17 protein-coding genes and 1 pseudogene are annotated in these 18,363 nt (G+C 69.2%); 5 read left to right on the top strand and 13 right to left on the bottom strand.

The features are described 5' to 3' along the window. Positions 1–83 precede the first annotated feature (83 nt). Entirely contained in the window at positions 84–1,085 is a 1,002-nt protein-coding gene (locus PKO50_RS08350; protein ID WP_109935214.1) for an AraC family transcriptional regulator, read from the top strand. An 856-nt stretch (positions 1,086–1,941) separates the two neighbouring features. On the opposite strand, the gene PKO50_RS08345 is transcribed toward PKO50_RS08350, so the two are convergent. The 5 genes from PKO50_RS08345 to PKO50_RS08325 all read right to left on the bottom strand — a co-directional run bounded on the left by PKO50_RS08345 (position 1,942) and on the right by PKO50_RS08325 (position 6,896). Continuing rightward, positions 1,942–3,285 (bottom strand): ATP-binding protein, encoded by a 1,344-nt coding sequence (locus PKO50_RS08345; RefSeq protein WP_275630443.1) that lies wholly within the window; start codon positions 3,283–3,285, stop codon positions 1,942–1,944. Next, positions 3,282–3,959: a response regulator gene (locus tag PKO50_RS08340; RefSeq protein ID WP_089394853.1), complete on the bottom strand. Its 678-nt coding sequence runs from the start codon at positions 3,957–3,959 to the stop codon at positions 3,282–3,284. The genes PKO50_RS08345 and PKO50_RS08340 overlap by 4 nt, the downstream gene beginning before the upstream one ends. 50 nt (positions 3,960–4,009) lie before the next feature. Beyond that, positions 4,010–4,615 carry an outer membrane beta-barrel protein gene (locus tag PKO50_RS08335; protein WP_109933090.1) on the bottom strand — a complete coding sequence of 202 codons (606 nt, stop codon included), beginning with the start codon at positions 4,613–4,615 and terminating at the stop codon, positions 4,010–4,012. Between the two features lie 398 nt (positions 4,616–5,013). Further along, complete coding sequence (locus tag PKO50_RS08330) at positions 5,014–6,147, bottom strand: lytic murein transglycosylase (protein WP_275630442.1); 1,134 nt, start codon at positions 6,145–6,147, stop codon at positions 5,014–5,016. A gap of 77 nt (positions 6,148–6,224) precedes the next feature. Further along, positions 6,225–6,896, bottom strand: coding sequence for a polysaccharide lyase family 7 protein (locus PKO50_RS08325; protein WP_275629308.1), 672 nt, complete (start codon positions 6,894–6,896; stop codon positions 6,225–6,227). A 159-nt stretch (positions 6,897–7,055) separates the two neighbouring features. Here PKO50_RS08325 and PKO50_RS08320 point away from each other — a divergent pair, with 159 nt between their 5' ends. The 3 genes and pseudogenes from PKO50_RS08320 to PKO50_RS08310 all read left to right on the top strand — a co-directional run bounded on the left by PKO50_RS08320 (position 7,056) and on the right by PKO50_RS08310 (position 10,534). After that, positions 7,056–7,850, top strand: coding sequence for a dienelactone hydrolase family protein (locus tag PKO50_RS08320; RefSeq protein ID WP_275629307.1), 795 nt, complete (start codon positions 7,056–7,058; stop codon positions 7,848–7,850). Positions 7,851–8,224: 374 nt separating this feature from the next. Then, positions 8,225–8,932 (top strand): 4'-phosphopantetheinyl transferase superfamily protein, encoded by a 708-nt coding sequence (locus PKO50_RS08315; protein ID WP_275629306.1) that lies wholly within the window; start codon positions 8,225–8,227, stop codon positions 8,930–8,932. A 241-nt stretch (positions 8,933–9,173) separates the two neighbouring features. Continuing rightward, positions 9,174–10,534: pseudogene (locus tag PKO50_RS08310) on the top strand (OprD family porin). A gap of 351 nt (positions 10,535–10,885) precedes the next feature. On the opposite strand, the gene modC reads toward PKO50_RS08310, so the two are convergent. Genes modC through modA form a run of 3 tightly spaced genes read right to left on the bottom strand, consistent with a single transcriptional unit; the run spans position 10,886 to position 13,424 of the window. Then, the gene (modC, locus tag PKO50_RS08305) at positions 10,886–11,974 is read right to left on the bottom strand and encodes a molybdenum ABC transporter ATP-binding protein (RefSeq protein ID WP_275629305.1); all 1,089 of its coding nucleotides are present in this window, start codon (positions 11,972–11,974) and stop codon (positions 10,886–10,888) included. 1 nt (position 11,975) lies between these two features. Next, the gene (gene modB / locus PKO50_RS08300; protein WP_109935355.1) at positions 11,976–12,656 is read right to left on the bottom strand and encodes a molybdate ABC transporter permease subunit; all 681 of its coding nucleotides are present in this window, start codon (positions 12,654–12,656) and stop codon (positions 11,976–11,978) included. 12 nt (positions 12,657–12,668) lie between these two features. Then, complete coding sequence (modA, locus tag PKO50_RS08295; RefSeq protein ID WP_275629304.1) at positions 12,669–13,424, bottom strand: molybdate ABC transporter substrate-binding protein; 756 nt, start codon at positions 13,422–13,424, stop codon at positions 12,669–12,671. 95 nt (positions 13,425–13,519) lie between these two features. On the opposite strand from modA, the gene PKO50_RS08290 reads away from it, so the two are divergent. Beyond that, positions 13,520–13,948, top strand: a complete 429-nt coding sequence (locus tag PKO50_RS08290) for a TOBE domain-containing protein (RefSeq protein ID WP_275629303.1) — start codon at positions 13,520–13,522, stop codon at positions 13,946–13,948. 205 nt (positions 13,949–14,153) lie between these two features. Here PKO50_RS08290 and PKO50_RS08285 read toward each other — a convergent pair whose 3' ends face one another. The 5 genes from PKO50_RS08285 to PKO50_RS08265 form a co-directional block, all read right to left on the bottom strand. Further along, complete coding sequence (locus PKO50_RS08285; protein WP_275629302.1) at positions 14,154–14,516, bottom strand: DUF202 domain-containing protein; 363 nt, start codon at positions 14,514–14,516, stop codon at positions 14,154–14,156. A 73-nt stretch (positions 14,517–14,589) separates the two neighbouring features. Beyond that, a complete protein-coding gene (locus tag PKO50_RS08280; RefSeq protein WP_089394617.1) occupies positions 14,590–15,015 on the bottom strand; it encodes a DUF6691 family protein in 426 nt (141 codons plus the stop codon). Between the two features lie 2 nt (positions 15,016–15,017). Beyond that, positions 15,018–15,449, bottom strand: coding sequence for a YeeE/YedE (locus PKO50_RS08275; RefSeq protein ID WP_109931680.1), 432 nt, complete (start codon positions 15,447–15,449; stop codon positions 15,018–15,020). Positions 15,450–15,528: 79 nt separating this feature from the next. Continuing rightward, positions 15,529–17,142, bottom strand: a complete 1,614-nt coding sequence (locus PKO50_RS08270) for an ATP-binding protein (protein WP_275629301.1) — start codon at positions 17,140–17,142, stop codon at positions 15,529–15,531. A 169-nt stretch (positions 17,143–17,311) separates the two neighbouring features. Next, positions 17,312–18,016: a response regulator gene (locus tag PKO50_RS08265; protein ID WP_275629300.1), complete on the bottom strand. Its 705-nt coding sequence runs from the start codon at positions 18,014–18,016 to the stop codon at positions 17,312–17,314. Between the last annotated feature and the right edge of the window lie 347 nt (positions 18,017–18,363).

The raw sequence follows: 18,363 nt of genomic DNA, 5'->3' as shown, positions 1-18,363 counted from the left end.
CCAGGGCCCCGGGTGCCTTAGATTTGCCCCACGGCCGCCGCGAAGCGGCGCCCGGCACACACGCAGCAGAACAAGGAAAACCCATGCGTGAACGCACCATCGCCAGCCATTTCGTCCGCGCCGCCCTGCGCGGCGCCCAGCGCCAGGGCCGCGACATCCTGCCCCTGCTGCGCGCCGCCGGCATCCAGCCGGCGCTGCTCGAGGAGCCGCGGGCGCGGGTCTCGCCGGAGCAGTTCGGCCGGCTGATCCAGGTGGTCTGGGAGGACCTCGACGACGAGTACATGGGCTTCGGCGAGGTGCGCAGCAAGCGCGGCACCTTCGCCATGATGTGCCACGCCATCATCCAGTGCCGCACCCTGGAGAAGGCCCTGGGCCGCGGCGCGCTCTTCTACGACCTGTTCCCCGCCGCCCCGCGCATCGAACTGCGCCGCGACGGTGAGCGCGCCGAGCTGGTGCTCGACCACAGCCTGCTGCAGGACCCGGAGCACTTCCTCACCGAGAGCCTGCTGGTGATCTGGCACCGCCTGGGCAGCTGGCTGATCGGCCAGCGCATCCGCCTGGAAGAAGCCCGCTTCGCCTACCCGCAGCCGGCCCACGCCGCCGAGTACGACCTGCTGTTCCCCTGCCCGCGGCGCTTCGACGCCGACAGCACCGGGCTGAGCTTCCAGGCGCGCTACCTGGACATGCCGCTGCTGCAGGACGAGCGCAGCCTCAAGCACTTCCTCAAGGACTCCCCGGCCGACCTGCTGGCCCGCCCGGATGGCGGCGACAGCCTGACCAGCCAGATCCGCCGCCTGCTCGGCCGCGACTGCCGGCGCTGGCCGGACCTGGAAAGCGTGGCGCAGCAACTGCACATGAGCCCGCAGACGCTGCGCCGCCACCTGCGCGAGGAAGGCCCGAACTTCCAGGAACTCAAGGACCAGCTGCGCCGCGACCTGGCCATCTACCACCTGGGCCGCGACGAGCTGTCGATCCAGGACATCGCCGACCAGCTCGGCTTCTCCGAGCCCTCGGCGTTCCACCGGGCGTTCAAGAAATGGACCGGGCTGACGCCGGGGGCGTACCGGGCGCAGCAGGGGGAGTGAAGGGCCTTGCGGGCGATGGGTATCGCTGCGCTCAACGCCATCCTACGACGGTGTTTTTCCTGCTCCTGTAGGAGCGGACCTTGTCCGCGATAGCCGGAGGTTCCGGCGCGATTCGCGGATGAGATCCGCTCCTACGCTGCCCCGCCCACGCCATTCCCATGTAGGAGCGCGCCCTGCGCGCGATTTCGCGGGCAGGGCCCGCTCCTACAGGTTGCCGGGAAACACGGTATTTCTCCCCCGTAGGAGCGGACCTTGTCCGCGAACCGCGCCGGAACCACCGGCGCGATTCGCGGATGAGATCCGTTCCTACGCCGCCCCACCCACGCCATTTCCCTGTAGGAGCGCGCCCTGCGCGCGATTTCGCGGGCAGGGCCCGCTCCTACAGGTTGCCGGGAAACACGGTATTCCTCCCCCGTAGGAGCGGACCTTGTCCGCGATAGCCGGAGGTTCCGGCGCGGTTCGCGGATGAGATCCGCTCCTACGCTGCCCCACCCACGCCATTCCCATGTAGGAGCGCGCCCTGCGCGCGATTTCGCGGGCAGGGCCCGCTCCTACAGGTTGCCGGGAAACACGGTATTTCTCCCCCGTAGGAGCGGACCTTGTCCGCGATAGCCGGAACCACCGGCGCGATTCGCGGATGAGATCCGTTCCTACGCCGCCCCACCCACGCCATTTCCCTGTAGGAGCGCGCCCTGCGCGCGATTTCGCGGGCAGGGCCCGCTCCTACAGGTTGCCGGGAAACACGGTATTCCTCCCCCGTAGGAGCGAGCTTGCTCGCGAACAAACGCGGTGCCATGCGGTTCGCGAGCAAGAACCAGGCGTCCCCCTCGCTCCTACGAAGAGCGCTCCGACACACCTACCCCGGCAACCAGATGCGGAAACAGGCCCCGCCCAGCTCGGCGTCGTCCAGCGCCAGGTTGCCGCCATAGCTGTCGATGATGTCCTTCACCACCGCCGTGCCTATGCCCTGTCCCGGGTGCTGGGTGTCCAGCCTCTCGCCGCGCTGGAGGATGCGCTGGCGCTGGTCCGGCGGGATGCCCGGGCCGTCGTCCTCCACCCGCAGTTCGTAGCCGCCGTCCCGCTGGCGGGCGCTGACGCGCACGCGGGCCAGGCACAGGCGGTAGGCGTTCTCCAGCAGGTTGCCGAGCAGCTCCAGCAAGGCGCCCTGCTCCAGCGGCAGGCTCAGGCCCTCGGGGAAGTCGCGTTCGAGGATCACCCGCTTGTCGCGGTAGACCTTCTCCAGCGCGCCGGCCAGGGTGTCGAGCAGCGGCGCCAGCTGCACGCGGTGGCGCACCAGGCCGCTCTTGCGCAGGCTGGCGCGCTGCAGCTGGTAGCCGATCTGCTGGCTCATGCGCTCGATCTGGCTCTGCAGCACCTGCACCTGCTCGCGGTTGCCCGGCGCGTTGGCCAGGTTCTCGCTCACCCCCTGCAGCACCGCCAGCGGCGTCTTCAGGCTGTGCGCCAGGTCCGCCAGGGAGTTGCGGTAGCGCTCGCGCTGGCTGCGCTCGCTGGCCAGCAGGCGGTTGAGGGAGTCGGTCAGGCGCAGCATCTCGCTGGGGTGCTCGTCGCTCAGGCTTTCGCGCTCGCCGGCCTCGATCTGGTCCAGTTCCTCGCGCAACCCGCGCATGGAGCGGAAGCCCCAGCCCAGGCCGAGCCAGAGCAGCCCGAGCAGCAGCAACAGCGCGCCGCCGAGCCAGATGTACAGCTGCTCGCGGAAGCCGTGCACCAGCTCGCGGAAGGCGCTCACCGGCTGCATGGTGACGATGCTGTAGGCGGCCTGCTTGCCGCCCACCAGGTCGATCTCCACGTCGTAGACGAAGAACTCGTTGCCATGGTCGTCGCGGGCGCGGGTGAAGACGTCGGGCTCGCCGTCGTACAGCGGCACGTACTGCACGCTCTCGTCCTGGGTCGAGGTGGAGCGCCAGACCATCTGCCCGTCGCGGTCGTAGATGTAGCCCAGCAGCTTGGACTCCGGCAGGTTGAAGTCCTCCACCGCCAGGTGCTTGGGCATGCTCAGGCGGTCGCCGTCGATGCGCGCGGAAGACACCAGGGTGGCGACGTCCGAGGCCAGGCGCTGCTGGATGGCGTTCACCAGGGCGATGCTGAAGGCCCGCTGCAGGGCCGGCAGCAGCGCCAGCATGAACAGGATCGCCAGGGCCGCGGCCCCGAGCATCAGGCGCAGGCGCAGCGAGCGCATCAGCGGCAGCGCTCGGTGAACAGGTAGCCCTGGCCGCGCACGGTGTCGATCGGGCGGAAGCCCTCGTGGCTCTCCAGCTTGCGCCGCAGCCGGCCGACCAGCACCTCGATGACGTTGGGGTCGCGCTCGTCGTCGTCCGGGTAGAGCTGCTCGATCAGCCGCTCCTTGCTCACCACCTGCTGGTGATGGCGCATGAGGTATTCGAGGATGCGGTACTCGAAGGCGGTCAGGCCCAGCGCCTGGCCGTCCACCGTGGCCTGCTTGCGGTTGAGGTCCAGCAGCAGCGGGCCGGCCTCGATGGTGGCCTGGACGAAGCCGCTGGAGCGCCGCAGCAGGGCGTTCAGGCGTGCCTCCAGTTCCTCGAACTGGAACGGCTTGACCACGTAGTCGTCGGCGCCGGCGGCCAGGCCCTCGACCTTGTCCTGCCAGTTGCCGCGGGCGGTGAGGATGAGGATCGGGAAGGTCTTGCCCTGGCTGCGGAACTCGCGGATCAGGTCCAGCCCGCTCATGCCCGGCAGGCCCAGGTCGATGACCGCCAGGTCGTGATGGTATTCGCCGGCCCGGTACAGGGCCTCTTCGGCATTGCCCACGGCGTCGACCACATGGCCCTGTTCGCCGAGGCGGGTGTACAGGTGATGGCGCAACAGCGCCTCATCTTCCACCACCAGTAGTTTCATGGAACTTCCTCCTTATGCGGGGCCGGGCTGCGGGCCCGGCCCCCTGCCAGTCAGAACCGGTAGTTGGCGCCCAGGTAGAGCTGCGAGCTGCTGTGCAGGTCCAGCGATCCGACCTTGTCGCCGCCGTGGGGGCTCATCTCCGTGCTGGCATTGGTACGCAGGTAACGATAGCCGCCTTCCAGCGAGGCGTTCCTGCCGATGTCCTGGAGGATACCGGCCTGGGCGCCGATGGCGTAGCCGATGTCGCTGTCGCGGCTGTAGCCGCGGGAGTCCTGCTCCAGCTTGGTCAGGCCGAGGGTGCCGCCGCCGAAGACCTTGGTGCCCTGGTCGTTCAGCGGCAGGAAGGCGTCGTAGCTGCCGAGCAGGTTCTGCTGGCGCAGCTTCAGGCCGCGATAGGTGTCGGAGGTGTTCTCGTAGGTGGCGTAGTAGCGGCCGTTCTCGTTCTGCTGGCCGGCGCGCACGCCCCAGGTGCTGCTGTTGTTGATCACGCTGTCCAGCTTCGGATCGTTGAGGTTGCGGTTCAGCGCGCCGGATTTCTGGATGTTGTTGCTGGTTTCGCCCCAGGTCAGGCCGGCGAAGTTTTCCGAGGCCTGGGCGAGGCCCGCGGTGGCGCCGAGGATGGCGGTGGCGAGGGTGAGCTGCTTCAGCATGTTCATGGCGTTTCTCCGTCAGGGATGTCTGTAACTGGTTGACGGAGTGCAGGTTAAGGGGCGGCCACTGAACGCAGCCTGTCCGGCCGCTGAACCTTGCCTGAACGGAAAACGGTTGTAGGGCGCATAACGCCTACGGCGTTATCCGCCGTTTGGCCTCGGTGCCCGGCGGCTCCGGGGTTGACCTGGGCGTTGGCTGTGGCCTCGGCGTATCGGCGGATAACCGCGAACGGTTATTCGCCCTACGTCAAGGTCGGGCCTGGTGTAGGGCGGATAACGTTCGACGTTATCCGCCGTTTGGCCTCGGTGCCCGGCGGCTCCGGGGTTGACCTGGGCGTTGGCTGCGGCCTCGGTGTACCGGCGGATAACCGCGAACGGTTATTCGCCCTACGAAAAGCGGCGGTTCAGTGCGCGGCTTGCAGGGCCTTGAGGATCTTCTGTCCGGCGCGGCCGTCGGCCGGCTGCAGGCCCAGGCGTTGCTGCTCGGCCTGGATGGCGCGGCGGGTGTTGTCGCCGATCAGCCCGTCCGGCTCGCCGATGGCGTGGCCGCGGGCCAGCAGCAGTTGCTGCAGCTCCTTGCGCTGGGCGCGGCTCAGGCCCGGGTCGTCGGTCGGCCAGGGAGTGCGCAGGCCGGGTTCGCCGCGCAGGCGGTCGGACAGCAGGGCGATGGCCAGGGCGTAGCTCTCGGCGGCGTTGTAGGAATAGATGGCGTCGTAGTTGCGCAGCACCAGGAAGGCCGGGCCGGCCTTGCCGGTGGGCAGCAGGATGGCGGCGCGGGCGTCGCCGGCCGGTAGCGGCCTGCCGTCGATGCGCTTCACGCCCAGGGCCTGCCAGTCCGCCACCGTGCGCCGCTTGGTGCGCCCGGCCTGGGATTCGGCGAAGTTCGCCGGCAGCTTCACCTCGTAGCCCCAGGCCGCGCCCGGCACCCAGCCGGCCTTGCGCAGGTAGTTGGCGGTGGAGGCCAGGGCGTCGGGCACGCTGCTGACCAGGTCGCGGTGGCCGTCGCCGTCGAAGTCCTCGGCGATGCGCGCGTAGGTGCTGGGCATGAACTGCGTCTGGCCGAAGGCGCCGGCCCAGGAGCCGGTGATGCCGGCATCGCGCAGGTCGCCCTGCTGCAGCAGCTTGAGGGTGGCGAAGAACTCGCCCTGGAAGAACGCCTGGCGCCGCCCGTAGCACGACAGCGTGCCGAGGGAGACCAGCAGCGGGCGCTTGCCGGTGATGCGGCCGAAGTCGCTCTCCACGCCCCACACCGCCGCCACCGTGTACTTGTCCACCCGGTACTGGCGGGCGACGCGCTCGAACAGCTCGGCGTGCTGCGCCAGCATGGCCTTGCCATCGGCGACGCGCTGATCGTCCACCAGGCCGGCCAGGTAGTCCCACAGCGGGGTGACGAATTCCGGCTGGGCGTTGAGCAGGTCGAGCACGCTGAGGTCGGCCGCCAGGCCGCCGGTGTAGCGCTGGTAGGCGGCAGCGCTCACGCCCTTGGCGGCGGCCTGCGGCTGCAGGCGCGCGAGGCAGGCGGAGAAGTCGTCGGCCATGGCGCCCGGGGCCTGGGACAGGCCGGCGGCGAGCAGCAGGGCCGGGAGGATTCGGGAAGGCAGCATGGGACGGTTCCTCAACGGTGCATGATCGACAGGGCGTTGAAGGTCGCCCGCCCGCCTTCGCTGGCGGGGCCGCGATTATCCTGCAGGTACAGCCCCGCCTTGAAGTACAGGCCCTGGCGCGCCCACCGCGGGTCGAGCTGGCGGACCAGGCGCTGGTCGTTGACCTCGATGCTCAGCACGCCGGTGCGCGAGACGCCGATGCGGTAGTCGAAGCTGCGCCCCAGAGGAATGCCGTCGAGCACCGTGTAGGTGATGGCGGTGGCGTCGCCCGGGCGCTCGCGGATCTGCGCCAGCACCCGGCCCTGGTCCAGGCGCAGCTGGTAGACCAGCTTCAGCAGTGGCGCGGCATCCCCGCTGCCGGCGCCGTCGCTGTGGACCTGGCCGATCACCATGCGGCGCATGGAGGGCACCGCGTCCACCTTCAGGGTGGCGCGCAGCAGGCTGTCGACGTTCGGGTAGCGCCAGGTGTAGGGCGTGCCGTCGCTGCGCGTCTCGCGCAGTTCGGTGCGCGGGAACTCGCTGTTGGGCGTGTGGCTGCCGTTGACCGGCACCCAGAACTCCACGCCGTCGATGCTGCGGTGGAAGTACGGGCTCTGGTAGTCGCGCTGCAGCGCCGGGGTGGAGATGGTCCTGGCCGGGCGGCCTTCGGGGAGGGTGAGGTTCCAGGTACTGAGGTCGAACATCCGTTGTGGGTCCCGCACGGCTGACTGGCCCGGCAAGGGTAGCCGATGGCGCCGCGGCTTTCACGCGATGCCGCGGGCTTGAGCGGTTGCGCCGGGAAAATCCGACCGCCGCCGCACAACCGGCTATCTTTTTCAGTCCACCCTCTGGAGAAAACGCCCATGCGCCTGCTCGCCACCCTGCTGCTGCTCGGCCTGGGCTTCGCCGCCCAGGCGGAGGTCAAGACCCAGGAAATCCCCTACCAGGCCACCGACGGCACCAAGCTGGTCGGCTACTTCGCCTACGACGACGCGCAATCCGGCATCCGCCCGGGGATCATCGTGGTCCACGAATGGTGGGGCCTGAACGACTACGCCAAGCGCCGCGCCCGCGACCTCGCCGCGCTGGGCTACGCGGCGCTGTCCATCGACATGTACGGCGAGGGCAAGGTGGCCGAGCACCCCGAGCAGGCCCAGGCCTTCATGCAGGAGGCGCTGAAGAACGCCGACGCCGCCAAGGCGCGCTTCCAGGCCGGCCTGGACCTGCTGAAGAAACAGCCGCAGACCGACCCGGCGAAGATCGCCGCCATCGGCTACTGCTTCGGCGGCAAGGTGGTGCTGGACATGGCCCGCCAGGGCCTGCCGCTGCTGGGCGTGGCCAGCTTCCACGGGGTGCTGGCCACCGCCACCCCGGCGCAGCCGGGCGCGGTCACCGCCAAGGTGCTGGTGGAGCACGGCGGCGCCGACACCCTGGTGCCGGCCGACAGCGTGGCCGCCTTCAAGCAGGAGATGGACGCCGCCAAGGTGGATTACAGGTTCGTCGTCCAGCCCAACGCCAAGCACAGCTTCACCAACCCCGACGCCGACAAGCACAAGGGCCACGGCCTGGACGTGGGCTACGACAAGACCGCCGACCAGAAGTCCTGGGCCGACCTGCAGGCCTTCCTCAAGGACATCTTCCAGCAGAAGGCTGACTGAAGCGGGATGCTCTTCGTAGGATGGGTTGAGCCTGCGAAACCCATGCGGTCGTGGCGATGGGTATCGCTTCGCTCAACCCATCCTACGAGGGTGTTGGCGTTTGGCCGGGCAAAAAAAACGAGAGCCCGAAAAGGGGCTCCCGCCACGATCTGTGAAAAAGCCGGAGCACGCGGCTCCGACAACAACCTCACCTGCGTTCCGGCAAAGGAACGCGAGGCGCAGTGTGGCAAATTCCCCGGGCGCCGATCCGTAGCGCTTCGGTAAACCTTTGCAAGCGAATGTAAAGGCTTCGTGACCGCCCGGACGCGACTGGACGGTCACTCGCCACACGAATCCACTGGCACCGCGTCCGGCGGCCGGGCAGAATCCCCGCCATGCTCGACACCGACGACTTCCTCACCCCGCCCCAGGCGCACTGGCCGCTGCCCCAGGCACTGCCCGGCGCCCTCCTCCACAGTTGCCGCTTCCAGCCGCAGAAGCTCGACGCCCAGGCCTTCGGCCGCCATGGCGTGGACCTGCCGCCGAATATCGGCCGCGCGGTGGCCAAGCGCCGCGCCGAATTCCTCGCCGGGCGCCTGTGCGCCCGCGCCGGCATCCAGCGCCTGACCGGGCTGCCACAGACGCCGGGCCTGGCGGCCGACCGCTCGCCGATCTGGCCGGGCGGCCTGGCCGGCTCCATCACCCATGGCGACGACTGGGCCGCCGCCGTGGTGGCCCGCCGCGACGCCTGGCGCAGCCTGGGCCTGGACGTCGAGACGCTGCTCGACGCGGCCCGCGCCAGCCGCCTGCTGGAGGAAATCCTCACCCCCGCCGAGCGCGAGCGCCTGGCGCCGGAGCAGCTGGGCCTGGGCGTAACCCTGACTTTCTCGCTCAAGGAGAGCCTGTTCAAGGCCCTCTACCCCCTGGTGGGCCGGCGCTTCTACTTCGAGGACGCCGAGCTGCTGGCCTGGGACGCCGAGGGCCGCGCGCGCCTGCGCCTGCTCTGCGACCTGTCCGGGGAATGGCACCGCGGCCGCGAACTGGATGCGCAGTACGTCCTGTTCGACGGGCGCCTGCTGAGCCTGGTGGCGGTGCCGGCCTGAACGGCCGCCGCGGGATTTATTGACTTTAAAGTCAGAATCTGGCGTCATGCACGCCGTCCCGCCACCCGGCGGTAGCCCTCCGCTAGCCTGAAGACGCCACCCCCATGACGACCAGCGTCACGCCATTCGCTATATAGAAAAACACATAGCGATAGCGGAAAAGCCCGGCTACCCTGCCCAATCCGGCGTCGGCAAGCCCCGCCCAGCAGGACAGAACAAGAACGGACCAAGGAGCATGACAATGAAGCGATCCACCCTCGCCCTGGCCATCGCCACGGCGGCCCTCGCCCAGCAGGCCAGTGCCGGCGGATTCATCGAGGACAGCAAGGCCAGCCTCGGCCTGCGCAACTTCTACATCAACACCGACAACCGCAACGGCCCCGCCTCGCCGAGCAAGCAGGAAGAATGGGGCCAGGGCTTCATGCTCAACTACGCCTCCGGCTTCACCGAGGGCACCGTCGGCTTCGGCGTCGACGCCCTGGGCCTGCTCGGCGTGCGCCTGGACGGCGGCGGCAAGTCCGGCAAGAGCGGCATCGACCGCCAGCCGGGCACCATCTTCCCGCTGGAGAGCGACGGCAGCGCGGTGGACGAGTTCAGCAGCCTGGGCCTGACCGCCAAGGCCAAGGTCTCCAGGACCGAATTCCGCTACGGCACCCTGCAGCCCAAGCTGCCGGTGGTGGTCTACAACGACGCGCGCCTGCTGCCGATGACCTACGAGGGCGGCCAGGTCACCTCCAACGAGTTCAAGGACCTGACCCTGATCGGCGGCCAGCTCAGCCACACCAAGGGCCGCAACTCCACCGACTGGCGCAGCATGTCCATCGCCGGCGCCAACGGCAGCACCGCCAGTTCCCGCGACAGCAACAAGTTCTACTTCGCCGGCGGCGACTACAAGGCCACCAAGGACCTGACGCTGCAGTACTACTACGGCCAGCTGACCGACTTCTACCAGCAGCACTTCCTCGGCCTGACGCACAACTGGGCGATCGGCCCGGGCACCCTGAAGACCGACCTGCGGGTGTTCATCAGCGATTCCGACGGCAAGAACGGCAGCACCGCCGGGCGCAAGGACGGCTACGTCAGCAGCGGCTACTACGGCAGCGGCGTGACCAAGGGCGAGGTGGACAACAACGTCTACAGCGGCCTGCTCACCTACAGCCTCGGCGGCCACAGCCTCGGCGCCGGCTACCAGGTGCTCACCGGCGACAGCGACTTCCCCTACCTGAACCGCGGCGATGGCGAAGGCACCAGCACCTACCTGCACACCGACGCCCAGCTGCTGAAGTTCAACCACGCTGGCGAGCGCACCTGGATTGGCCGCTACGCCTACGACTTCGCCAAGCTCGGCGTGCCGGGCCTGACCTTCAGCGTGCTCTACCTCAACGCCGACGACATCAAGACCGGCCGCGGCGACCAGGGCGAGTGGGAGCGCGACATCGCCGTGGGCTACGTGGTCCCGAAGGCACCTTCAAGGGCCTGGGCCTGGCCTGGAAGAACGCCACCATGCGCAGCGGCCTGCCGGTCAGCGGCTCGGGCACGGCGACGCAGCGGGACCAGGACGAGAACCGGTTGATCGTGAGTTATACGTTGCCGTTGTTCTAGGTCTTGGGTCTGGAGGGGGTTGTTAAGAGCAACAGAGCCAAAAGCCAAGAGCCCCTCTCCCTAACCCTCTCCCTGAAGGGAGAGGGGACCGTTCGGAGTGCTCGGGTATTTCGGAGTTAGCCGGACATTATGGCGTCCGGCTGAAGCCATGCTTTCCGCCGGCACGGACAAGCCCCCTCTCCCTTCAGGGAGAGGGCTGGGGAGAGGGAACGGAGCCACCCCAAAGCCCAAAAGCCACCGGGCCGCGCCGGAGGTGTTCTTCGTAGGAGCGAGCTTGCTCGCGAACCGCATGGCACCGCATTTGTTCGCGAGCAAGCTCGCTCCTACGAAAAGCCATAAAGCCATCCGCCCTCAAGCCAGCAGCGCCACCGACTTCACCTGCGCCCACACCCCCTGCCCCACCCGCAGCCCCAGCTGGTCGCAGGAATAGCGGGTGATCCGCGCCAGCAGCGGGTTGCCGCCCACGTCCAGGCGCACCAGCAGGTGCGCCGGGGTGTCGGTGGGGGCCAGTTCGGTCACGGTGGCCGGCAGCAGGTTGAGGATGCTGCTCTGCGCCGGGCGCTGCAGGGCCAGGCTGACGTCGCGGGCCTGGACCTTGATGCGCAGCGCCTTGCCCGGCGGCAGGGGCTCATGGGCCAGGCGGATGCGTTCGGCACAGCCGGGCAGGCCGAGTTCGAGCAGGCCGTAGCCGGCGTCGTGGCCGAGCACCTGGCCGTCGATCACCACGCCGGCGTCCTCCAGCAGCGAGGTGGGCAGGTCGGTGCGCGCCAGGGTCTCGACCACCGCGCCGCTGGCCAGGGCGCGGCCGGCCTCCAGCAGCACCAGGTGGTCGGCCAGGCGCGCCACTTCGTCCGGCGAGTGGCTGACGTAGAGGATGGGGATGTCCAGCTCGTCGTGCAGGCGTTCCAGGTAGGGCAGGATTTCTGCCTTGCGCTTGAGGTCCAGGGCCGCCAGTGGCTCGTCCATCAGCAATAGCCGCGGGCTGGTCAGCAGGGCGCGGGCCATGCCCACCCGCTGGCGCTCGCCGCCGGACAGATGGCGCGGCATGCGTTCGAGCAGGTGGCCGATGCCCAATAGCTCGCAGGCCTGGTCCATGGCCACGCGGTGCTCGCGCGCCGGCACGCGCTTCATGCCGTAGCGCAGATTGCGCCGCACCGACAGGTGCTCGAACAGGTTGGCGTCCTGGAACACGTAGCCGATGGCGCGCTTGTGCGGCGCCAGGAACAGGCCGCTGGCGCTGTCCTGCCAGGTCTCGCCGTTGACCACCAGGCGCGCCTCGCGCGGCCTTTCCAGGCCGGCCACGCAGCGCAGCACTGTGGTCTTGCCCGAGCCGGAATGGCCGAACAGCGCGGTCACCCCGCGGCCCGGCAGGTGCAGGTCGACGTCCAGGGTGAAGCTGCGGTACTCGAGCAGGAAGCGCGCTTGGATGTCTGCCGGCATCTCAGTTCCAGGCCGAATGGCTGCGGCGCGTGGAGTACAGCGCCAGCAGCACGAAGAAGGAGAACACCACCATGCCGCCGGCCAGCCAGTGCGCCTGGGCGTACTCCATGGCCTCGACGTGGTCGAAGATCTGTACCGAGACCACGCGGGTCTGGCCGGGGATGTTGCCGCCGATCATCAGCACCACGCCGAACTCGCCCACGGTATGGGCGAAGCCGAGGATGGCGGCGGTGACGAAGCCCGGCCGCGCCAGCGGCAGGACCACGCTGAAGAAGCTGTCCAAGGGCCCGGCGCGCAGGGTCGCGGCGGCCTCCAACGGGCGCGTGCCGATGGCCTCGAAGGCGTTCTGCAGCGGCTGCACCACGAAGGGCAGCGAGTAGATCACCGAGCCCACCACCAGCCCGGCGAAGCTGAACGGCAGGCGCTGCCAGCCCAACGCGTCGGTGAGCTGGCCCACCGGGCCGTGGGGGCCCAGGGTGACCAGCAGGTAGAAGCCGATGACCGTCGGCGGCAGCACCAGTGGCAGGGCCACCAGCGCGCCCAGCGGGCCCTTGAGCCACGAGCGGGTGCGCGCCAGCCACCAGGCGATGGGGGTGCCCAGCAGCAACAGGATCAGGGTGCTGACGGTGGCCAGCTCGAGGGTGAGCCGGATCGCCGTGAAGTCCGCCGCGGTCAGATGCATCGTTTTCCCTGTTTACAGCTCGTAGCCGTAGGCCTTGATCACAGCGGCCGCCTTCGGCCCCTTCAGGTAGTCCACCAGGGCCTTGGCCGCGGCGTTGTCCTTGCCCTTCTCGAGGATCACCGCGTCCTGGCGGATCGGTTCGTAGAGGTCTGCCGGGACTATCCAGGCCGAACCGCCGGTCACCTTGCCATCCTTGTAGATCTGCGACAACGCCACGAAGCCCAGCTCGGCATTGCCGCTGGACACGAACTGGTAGGCCTGGCCGATGTTCTGGCCCTCGACGAGCTTGCCGGCCAGCTTGTCCTTCAGCCCGAGCTTGTCCAGCACCTGGGTGGCGGCCAGGCCGTAGGGCGCGGTCTTCGGGTTGGCGATGGACAGGTGCTGGAAACCGCCCTGCTTCAGCACCGCGCCCTTGGCGTCGACGTAGCCGTCCTTCGCCGACCACAGCGCCAGCTTGCCGATGGCGTAGGTGAAGCGCGAGCCGGGCACGGTGGCCTTCTCCTGCTCCAGCTTGGCCGGGGTGGTGTCGTCGGCGGCGAGGAACACCTCGAAGGGCGCGCCGTTCTTGATCTGCGCGTAGAACTGCCCGGTGGCGCCGAAGGAGGCCACCAGCTTGTGCCCGGTGTCCTTCTCGAAGTCCTTGGCGATGGCCTGGATGGGCGCGGTGAAGTTGGCCGCGACGGCGACCTGCACCTCGTCGGCCAGCGCCGCGTGGGCGGCCAGGCAGGCGGCCAGGGCCAGGGAAAGGCGGGCGAATGCGTGTTTCATCGATATGCTCCAGTGGTTGGCTGTTGTTCTGCTTCGAAGGGCGCGCCGGCTCTGCTATACCTTCCTGACCTCACTGGAGCCAGGGAGTGAAAGACATGAAAGTCAGCGCGCGCAATGTGTTCCGCGGCAAGGTCAGGCAACTGCGCAACGGCGCGGTGAATGCCGAGGTGGTGGTGCAACTGCCCGGCGGCAACGACCTGGTGGCCATCGTCACCGAGGAAAGCGTGAAGAGCCTCGGCCTGGCCCAGGGCAAGGACGTGGTGGCACTGGTCAAGGCGCCCTGGGTGATGCTGATGACCGACGCCGAGGGCATCCGCCTGTCGGCGCGCAACTGCCTGGCCGGCACGGTGAAGTCGGTGGCCGATGGCGCGGTGAACGCCGAGGTGGTGCTGGACCTGGGCGGCGGCAGCGAAGTGGTGGCGATGGTCACCCGCGACGCCGTCGCCGAGCTGGGGCTGGCGGCCGGCGTCAAGGCCACGGCGGTGATCAAGGCTTCCCATGTGATTCTCGGTGTTCCTTCCTGATGGATGCCACGGCACCTCGCTGGCGGGCCCCGGTCGAGAGCGGGGCCCGCCGCTGGAGATTCGTTATATCAAAAATTACATAACGATACCCGCGGCACTGCAATACCCATTAAGGGCAACGCCATCAGCCTGGCCGTGGGCGTCCGTGCCGGGGAGCACGCCAGCATTCTGCATTTATTGACTTAAAGGTCAACTTTACCTGGTGCTACAACGCCAGGTACAGCGTCAGCAGCAGGCCCAGGCCGGCCACCGCCAGGTTGAGCCAGGGCCCGGCGTTGACCCGGTAGCCCTCGGGAATCTCCACCGGCTTGAGCCCGCGCACCACCTGGCGGTACTGCAGCGCCGAGCTGCAGGCGGCCACGCAGCCGAGCGCGATGAACCCCAGCCCCACCCAGAACGCCATGCGCTGCGCCGCCGCGGTCTCGAGGCCGGCGTGCATCAGGCGCAGCAGCAGGCCGGTGCGCTCCACCACGAAGCCGAAGGCGATCAGCGCCAGGGCGGTACGGTTCCAGGCCAGCAGGGTGCGCTCGGCGGCGAAGAAGACGCGGGGGTCGTTCAGGTCGGACATGGGGCCTCGGTTTGCCGGGGAATTCCCCGGTAGCGTAGGCGGCGGGCCGCCGCGCGTCCAAGCAGCCGCGGCCTCATGCCCCGTCACCCTCGCGCCGCTGGCGCCATTCGAACAGCCCCATGCCGGCCAGCATCCCCACCACGAACAGCGCCGCCTGCCAGTGGCCGGCGCCCAGGCCGACCAGCGCCGGCCCCGGGCAGATGCCGGCAATGCCCCAGCCGACGCCGAACAGCAGGCTGCCCAGCACCAGGCGGCGGTCCAGGTCGCGCCGCGCCGGCAGTTGCATGGCGCCGCCGAGCAGGCCATGGGCCTTGCCCCGGGCCAGGCCGAAGAACGGCAGGGCGGTGGCGATGGCGCCGACCATCACCAGGGCCAGGGACGGGTCCCAGGCCCCGGCCAGGTCGAGGAAGGCCAGCACCTTAGCCGGGTCGGCCATGCCCGCCAGCAGCAGGCCCAGGCCGAACAGCAGGCCGCAGAGGAAGGCGCTCAGTCGGGCCATGTTCAGGCTCCCAGCAGGTGGCGGATGCAGAAGACGCTGGCGAAACCGCTGGCCATGAAGCACAGCGTGGCCACCAGCGACCGCGGCGATAACCGCGCCAGGCCGCACACGCCATGGCCGCTGGTGCAGCCGGCGCCGTAGCGGCTGCCCAGCCCCACCAGCAGCCCGGCCAGCAGCAGCGCCGGCCAGGCGCTGTCGAAGTGCAGCGTCGGCAGCGGCCCGAAGGCCAGCCACAACAGCGGCGCCAGCAACAGCCCGAGGAGGAAGGCCAGGCGCTCGCCGCCGGCGCCGCCCCTGGCCAGCAGGCCGCCGAGCAGCCCGCTGATGCCGGCCACGCGGCCGTTGAGCAGGGCGAACAGGCCGGCGGCCAGGCCGATCACCGCGCCGCCGGCCAGGGCGCTCCAGGGGGTGAAGGCATTCCAGTCGATGCTCATGGGCAGGGCTTCCAGGAAAACAATATACAAAAATATATAATGTATTTTCGCAAAGTATCAACCAGGGCCGCCGGCCGGCCTATTCCCTGGGCGCCTGGCGCCGCGGCCAGGTCAGGGTGAAGCAGGCGCCGCCCAGGCCCTGGCTGTGGGCGATGGACACCCGGCCGCCGTGCCAGCGGATGATCCGCCGCACGATGGACAGCCCCAGGCCATGCCCGCCGGTGACCCGCGTGCGGCTGTCGTCGACGCGGAAGAACGGCGTGAACAGGCGCTCCCAGCGGTCCTCGGGCACGCCCGGGCCGTCGTCCTCGACGTCCACCTGGCAGCGGTCCAGGCTGACACGGTAGCTCACCCGCACCCGCGTCTCGGCGTAGCGGATGGCGTTGCTCAGCAGGTTCTGCAGGGCGCGGTGCAGGTAGCGCGGCTCGGCCTCGATCCAGCTGCCCTGGTCGAAGGGCACCAGCGCGCCCGCCTCGCAGCTCACCTGCACCTCGCGGCGCAGCGGGGCGATCTCCGCCACCACCTGGCGCACCAGCGCGCCCAGCTCCACCGCCTGGTAGCTCAGCGCCGGCGAGCCCTGCTCCAGGCGCGCGTAGGTGAGCATCTCGTCCACCATCTGGTCGAGGTCCTGGATGTCGCCGTCCATGCCCTCGATGTACTTGCGCCGGGCCTTGTCGTCCTCGGCGGACTCGATCATCTCCAGGCCGAAGCGCAGCCGCGCCACCGGCGTGCGCAGCTCGTGGGACACCGCGCGGACCAGTTCGCGCTGCACGCTGACCAGGCGCTGGATCTGCTCGGCCATGTGGTTGAAGGTGCCGGCCAGGCGCCCCACCGAGTCGCTGCCGCGCTCCTCCACGCGGGTCTCCAGGCTGCCGCGGGCGATGCGCGAGGCGGCCGACTCCAGGCCGCGCAGGCGCTGCTCCAGGCGGCTGACCAGCAGGTACAGGGTGAGGCCGATCAGCGACAGGCCGACGGCGGCGATCAGCAGCAGCAGTTGCGGCGGGTAGGGGTTCATCTGGTAGATCGGCCCCAGCTCCAGCACCCAGGGCGTGTCGACGATGCCGGCCACCACGCGGATGGAGTCGCCGTTCTTGCCCAGCGCCAGCACCGTGTCGCCCTCCTCCACCCGGCGGCTCTGGTCGTCGTCCAGGTCGATCTCCTTCAGGCGCAGCAGGTGCACGTCGAAGCCGAAGCGCTTGTCGCGCACGATGCGCGCCAGGTGGTAAGGCTGCTCGCTGGCAGGGAAGCGGCGCAGCTCGTCCATCAGCATATAGATGGTGGCCCGCGCCAGCTGCTCGCTGACCTGCTCCACCTCGCCGGTGAGCACCAGCCCTTCCTGCAGGCTGACCTGGGTGTAGATATTCACCTGGTGCGGGCCGAAGGCCTCCACCAGCACCTGGTCGTTCATCAGCCGCGCGCGGTCGCGGCCGTCCATGCCCAGCGCGTCGAGCTTCTGCAGGCTCAGCGGGATGCCCATCAGGCGGCTCCACTGCAGCAGCGCGCGCTTGCGGTCCACCTCCTCCATGGGCGCCATCTCGTCGGCCATCAGGCGGAAGGTGCCGCGGGCCAGTTCCTCGCGGTAGCGGTCGCCGCGCACCTCGTTGACCAGGTGCAGGGTCAGCACGCCGAGGGCGGCGACCAGCACCAGGGTCAGCAGCATGCCGCCGTAGATGCGCAGGAAGATGGATTTCATCGGCGAAGCCCTGTGCCGGGTTCAGCGGCCGGCGTGGAGGCGCGGGGGTGGCGCCGGGAAGTATGGATGCAACACGCAGGATGGGATGAGCGAAGCGATTCCCATCGATGGGTATCGCTGCGCTCCACGCCATCCTACGTGAACACGGACGCTGGCGAGAGCGTTGCCCCTACTGCTCGCCAACGAACAGGTAGCCCTTGCTGCGCACCGTCTTGATCAGCCGCGGGTGCATGGGGTCGTCGCCGATCTTCGGGCGGATGCGCGAGATGCGCACGTCGATGGAACGGTCCTGGCCGTCGTACTCGATGCCGCGCAGGGAATTGAAGATCTCCTCGCGGGAGAGGATGCGCCCGGTGTTGGCGGCCAGCAGCCAGAGCAGGTCGAACTCGGCGCTGGTCAGCTCGATGGTCTGGCCGTCCAGCCAGGCCTCGCGCATGGCGTTGTCGATCACCAGCTTGCCGAAGGTCAGGCGCTTGCTGCCCGCCGCCGGCGCCTCCTCCGGCCCCTCGCTGCGCCGCAGCAGGGCGCGGATGCGCGCCAGCAGCAGGCGCGGGCGCACCGGCTTGCACACGTAGTCGTCGGCGCCCATCTCCAGGCCCTGGATCTGGTCCATGTCGTCGGTGCGCGCGGTGAGCATCAGGATCGGGCCGTCGTAGTCCGGGCGCAGGCGCCGGCAGATCGACAGGCCGTCCTCGCCGGGCAGCATCAGGTCCAGCACCACCAGGTCCGGCCGTTCCGCCAGCACGCGGTCCACCGCGCGGGCGCCGTCGGCCTCGACGCTCACCTTCAGGCCGTTGCTTTCCAGATAATCCTGAGTCAGCTCGGCCAACCGCTGGTCGTCCTCGACAATGAGGATTCGCGCCTCTTGCTCCACACCGCCTCCCAATGCACCTGAACGGGTCCGCCGCGCACCGCCGCGAGGCAGGCGCCGGGGCGCCGCGCGGCGCGTGCGGACGTGCCGCATTGTAGCCAGGAAGCCGCGCCATGGCACGGGCGGAACGCGCGCGGGCATGACCACAAGATATTGTGGTAGGGTTCGCCCCCTGCCCCACAGCGCCGGCGTACGAAAAAGCCTGCGCGTCCGTGACGAACGGCGAAATTCAGCGGTGGTGCGGCCTGGCGCGATCCATACGCGCTCACCCACACGCCACCCACAATTTATCCACAGGTTTCCCCCAGCCTGTCATCTTGCAAAGCCCCCGGCAGCGCATTATCTTGTAT

It is taken from the genome of Pseudomonas sp. 273, from assembly GCF_029201425.1.
Taxonomy (GTDB): domain Bacteria; phylum Pseudomonadota; class Gammaproteobacteria; order Pseudomonadales; family Pseudomonadaceae; genus Pseudomonas; species Pseudomonas delhiensis.
The sequence above is the reverse complement of the archived record's forward strand: the minus strand, read 5'-3'. Positions and strand labels throughout refer to the sequence as shown.

Bases quoted from the DNA above. Each gene is read 5' to 3' on its own strand.
- PKO50_RS08350 (WP_109935214.1), top strand. From the start codon at position 84: ATGCGTGAACGCACCATCGCCAGCCATTTCGTCCGCGCCGCCCTGCGC.
- PKO50_RS08340 (WP_089394853.1), bottom strand. From the start codon at position 3,959: ATGAAACTACTGGTGGTGGAAGATGAGGCGCTGTTGCGCCATCACCTG.
- PKO50_RS08335 (WP_109933090.1), bottom strand. From the start codon at position 4,615: ATGAACATGCTGAAGCAGCTCACCCTCGCCACCGCCATCCTCGGCGCC.
- PKO50_RS08330 (WP_275630442.1), bottom strand. From the start codon at position 6,147: ATGGCCGACGACTTCTCCGCCTGCCTCGCGCGCCTGCAGCCGCAGGCC.
- PKO50_RS08325 (WP_275629308.1), bottom strand. From the start codon at position 6,896: ATGTTCGACCTCAGTACCTGGAACCTCACCCTCCCCGAAGGCCGCCCG.
- PKO50_RS08320 (WP_275629307.1), top strand. From the start codon at position 7,056: ATGCGCCTGCTCGCCACCCTGCTGCTGCTCGGCCTGGGCTTCGCCGCC.
- PKO50_RS08315 (WP_275629306.1), top strand. From the start codon at position 8,225: ATGCTCGACACCGACGACTTCCTCACCCCGCCCCAGGCGCACTGGCCG.
- modC (WP_275629305.1), bottom strand. From the start codon at position 11,974: ATGCCGGCAGACATCCAAGCGCGCTTCCTGCTCGAGTACCGCAGCTTC.
- modB (WP_109935355.1), bottom strand. From the start codon at position 12,656: ATGCATCTGACCGCGGCGGACTTCACGGCGATCCGGCTCACCCTCGAG.
- modA (WP_275629304.1), bottom strand. From the start codon at position 13,424: ATGAAACACGCATTCGCCCGCCTTTCCCTGGCCCTGGCCGCCTGCCTG.
- PKO50_RS08290 (WP_275629303.1), top strand. From the start codon at position 13,520: ATGAAAGTCAGCGCGCGCAATGTGTTCCGCGGCAAGGTCAGGCAACTG.
- PKO50_RS08285 (WP_275629302.1), bottom strand. From the start codon at position 14,516: ATGTCCGACCTGAACGACCCCCGCGTCTTCTTCGCCGCCGAGCGCACC.
- PKO50_RS08280 (WP_089394617.1), bottom strand. From the start codon at position 15,015: ATGGCCCGACTGAGCGCCTTCCTCTGCGGCCTGCTGTTCGGCCTGGGC.
- PKO50_RS08275 (WP_109931680.1), bottom strand. From the start codon at position 15,449: ATGAGCATCGACTGGAATGCCTTCACCCCCTGGAGCGCCCTGGCCGGC.
- PKO50_RS08270 (WP_275629301.1), bottom strand. From the start codon at position 17,142: ATGAAATCCATCTTCCTGCGCATCTACGGCGGCATGCTGCTGACCCTG.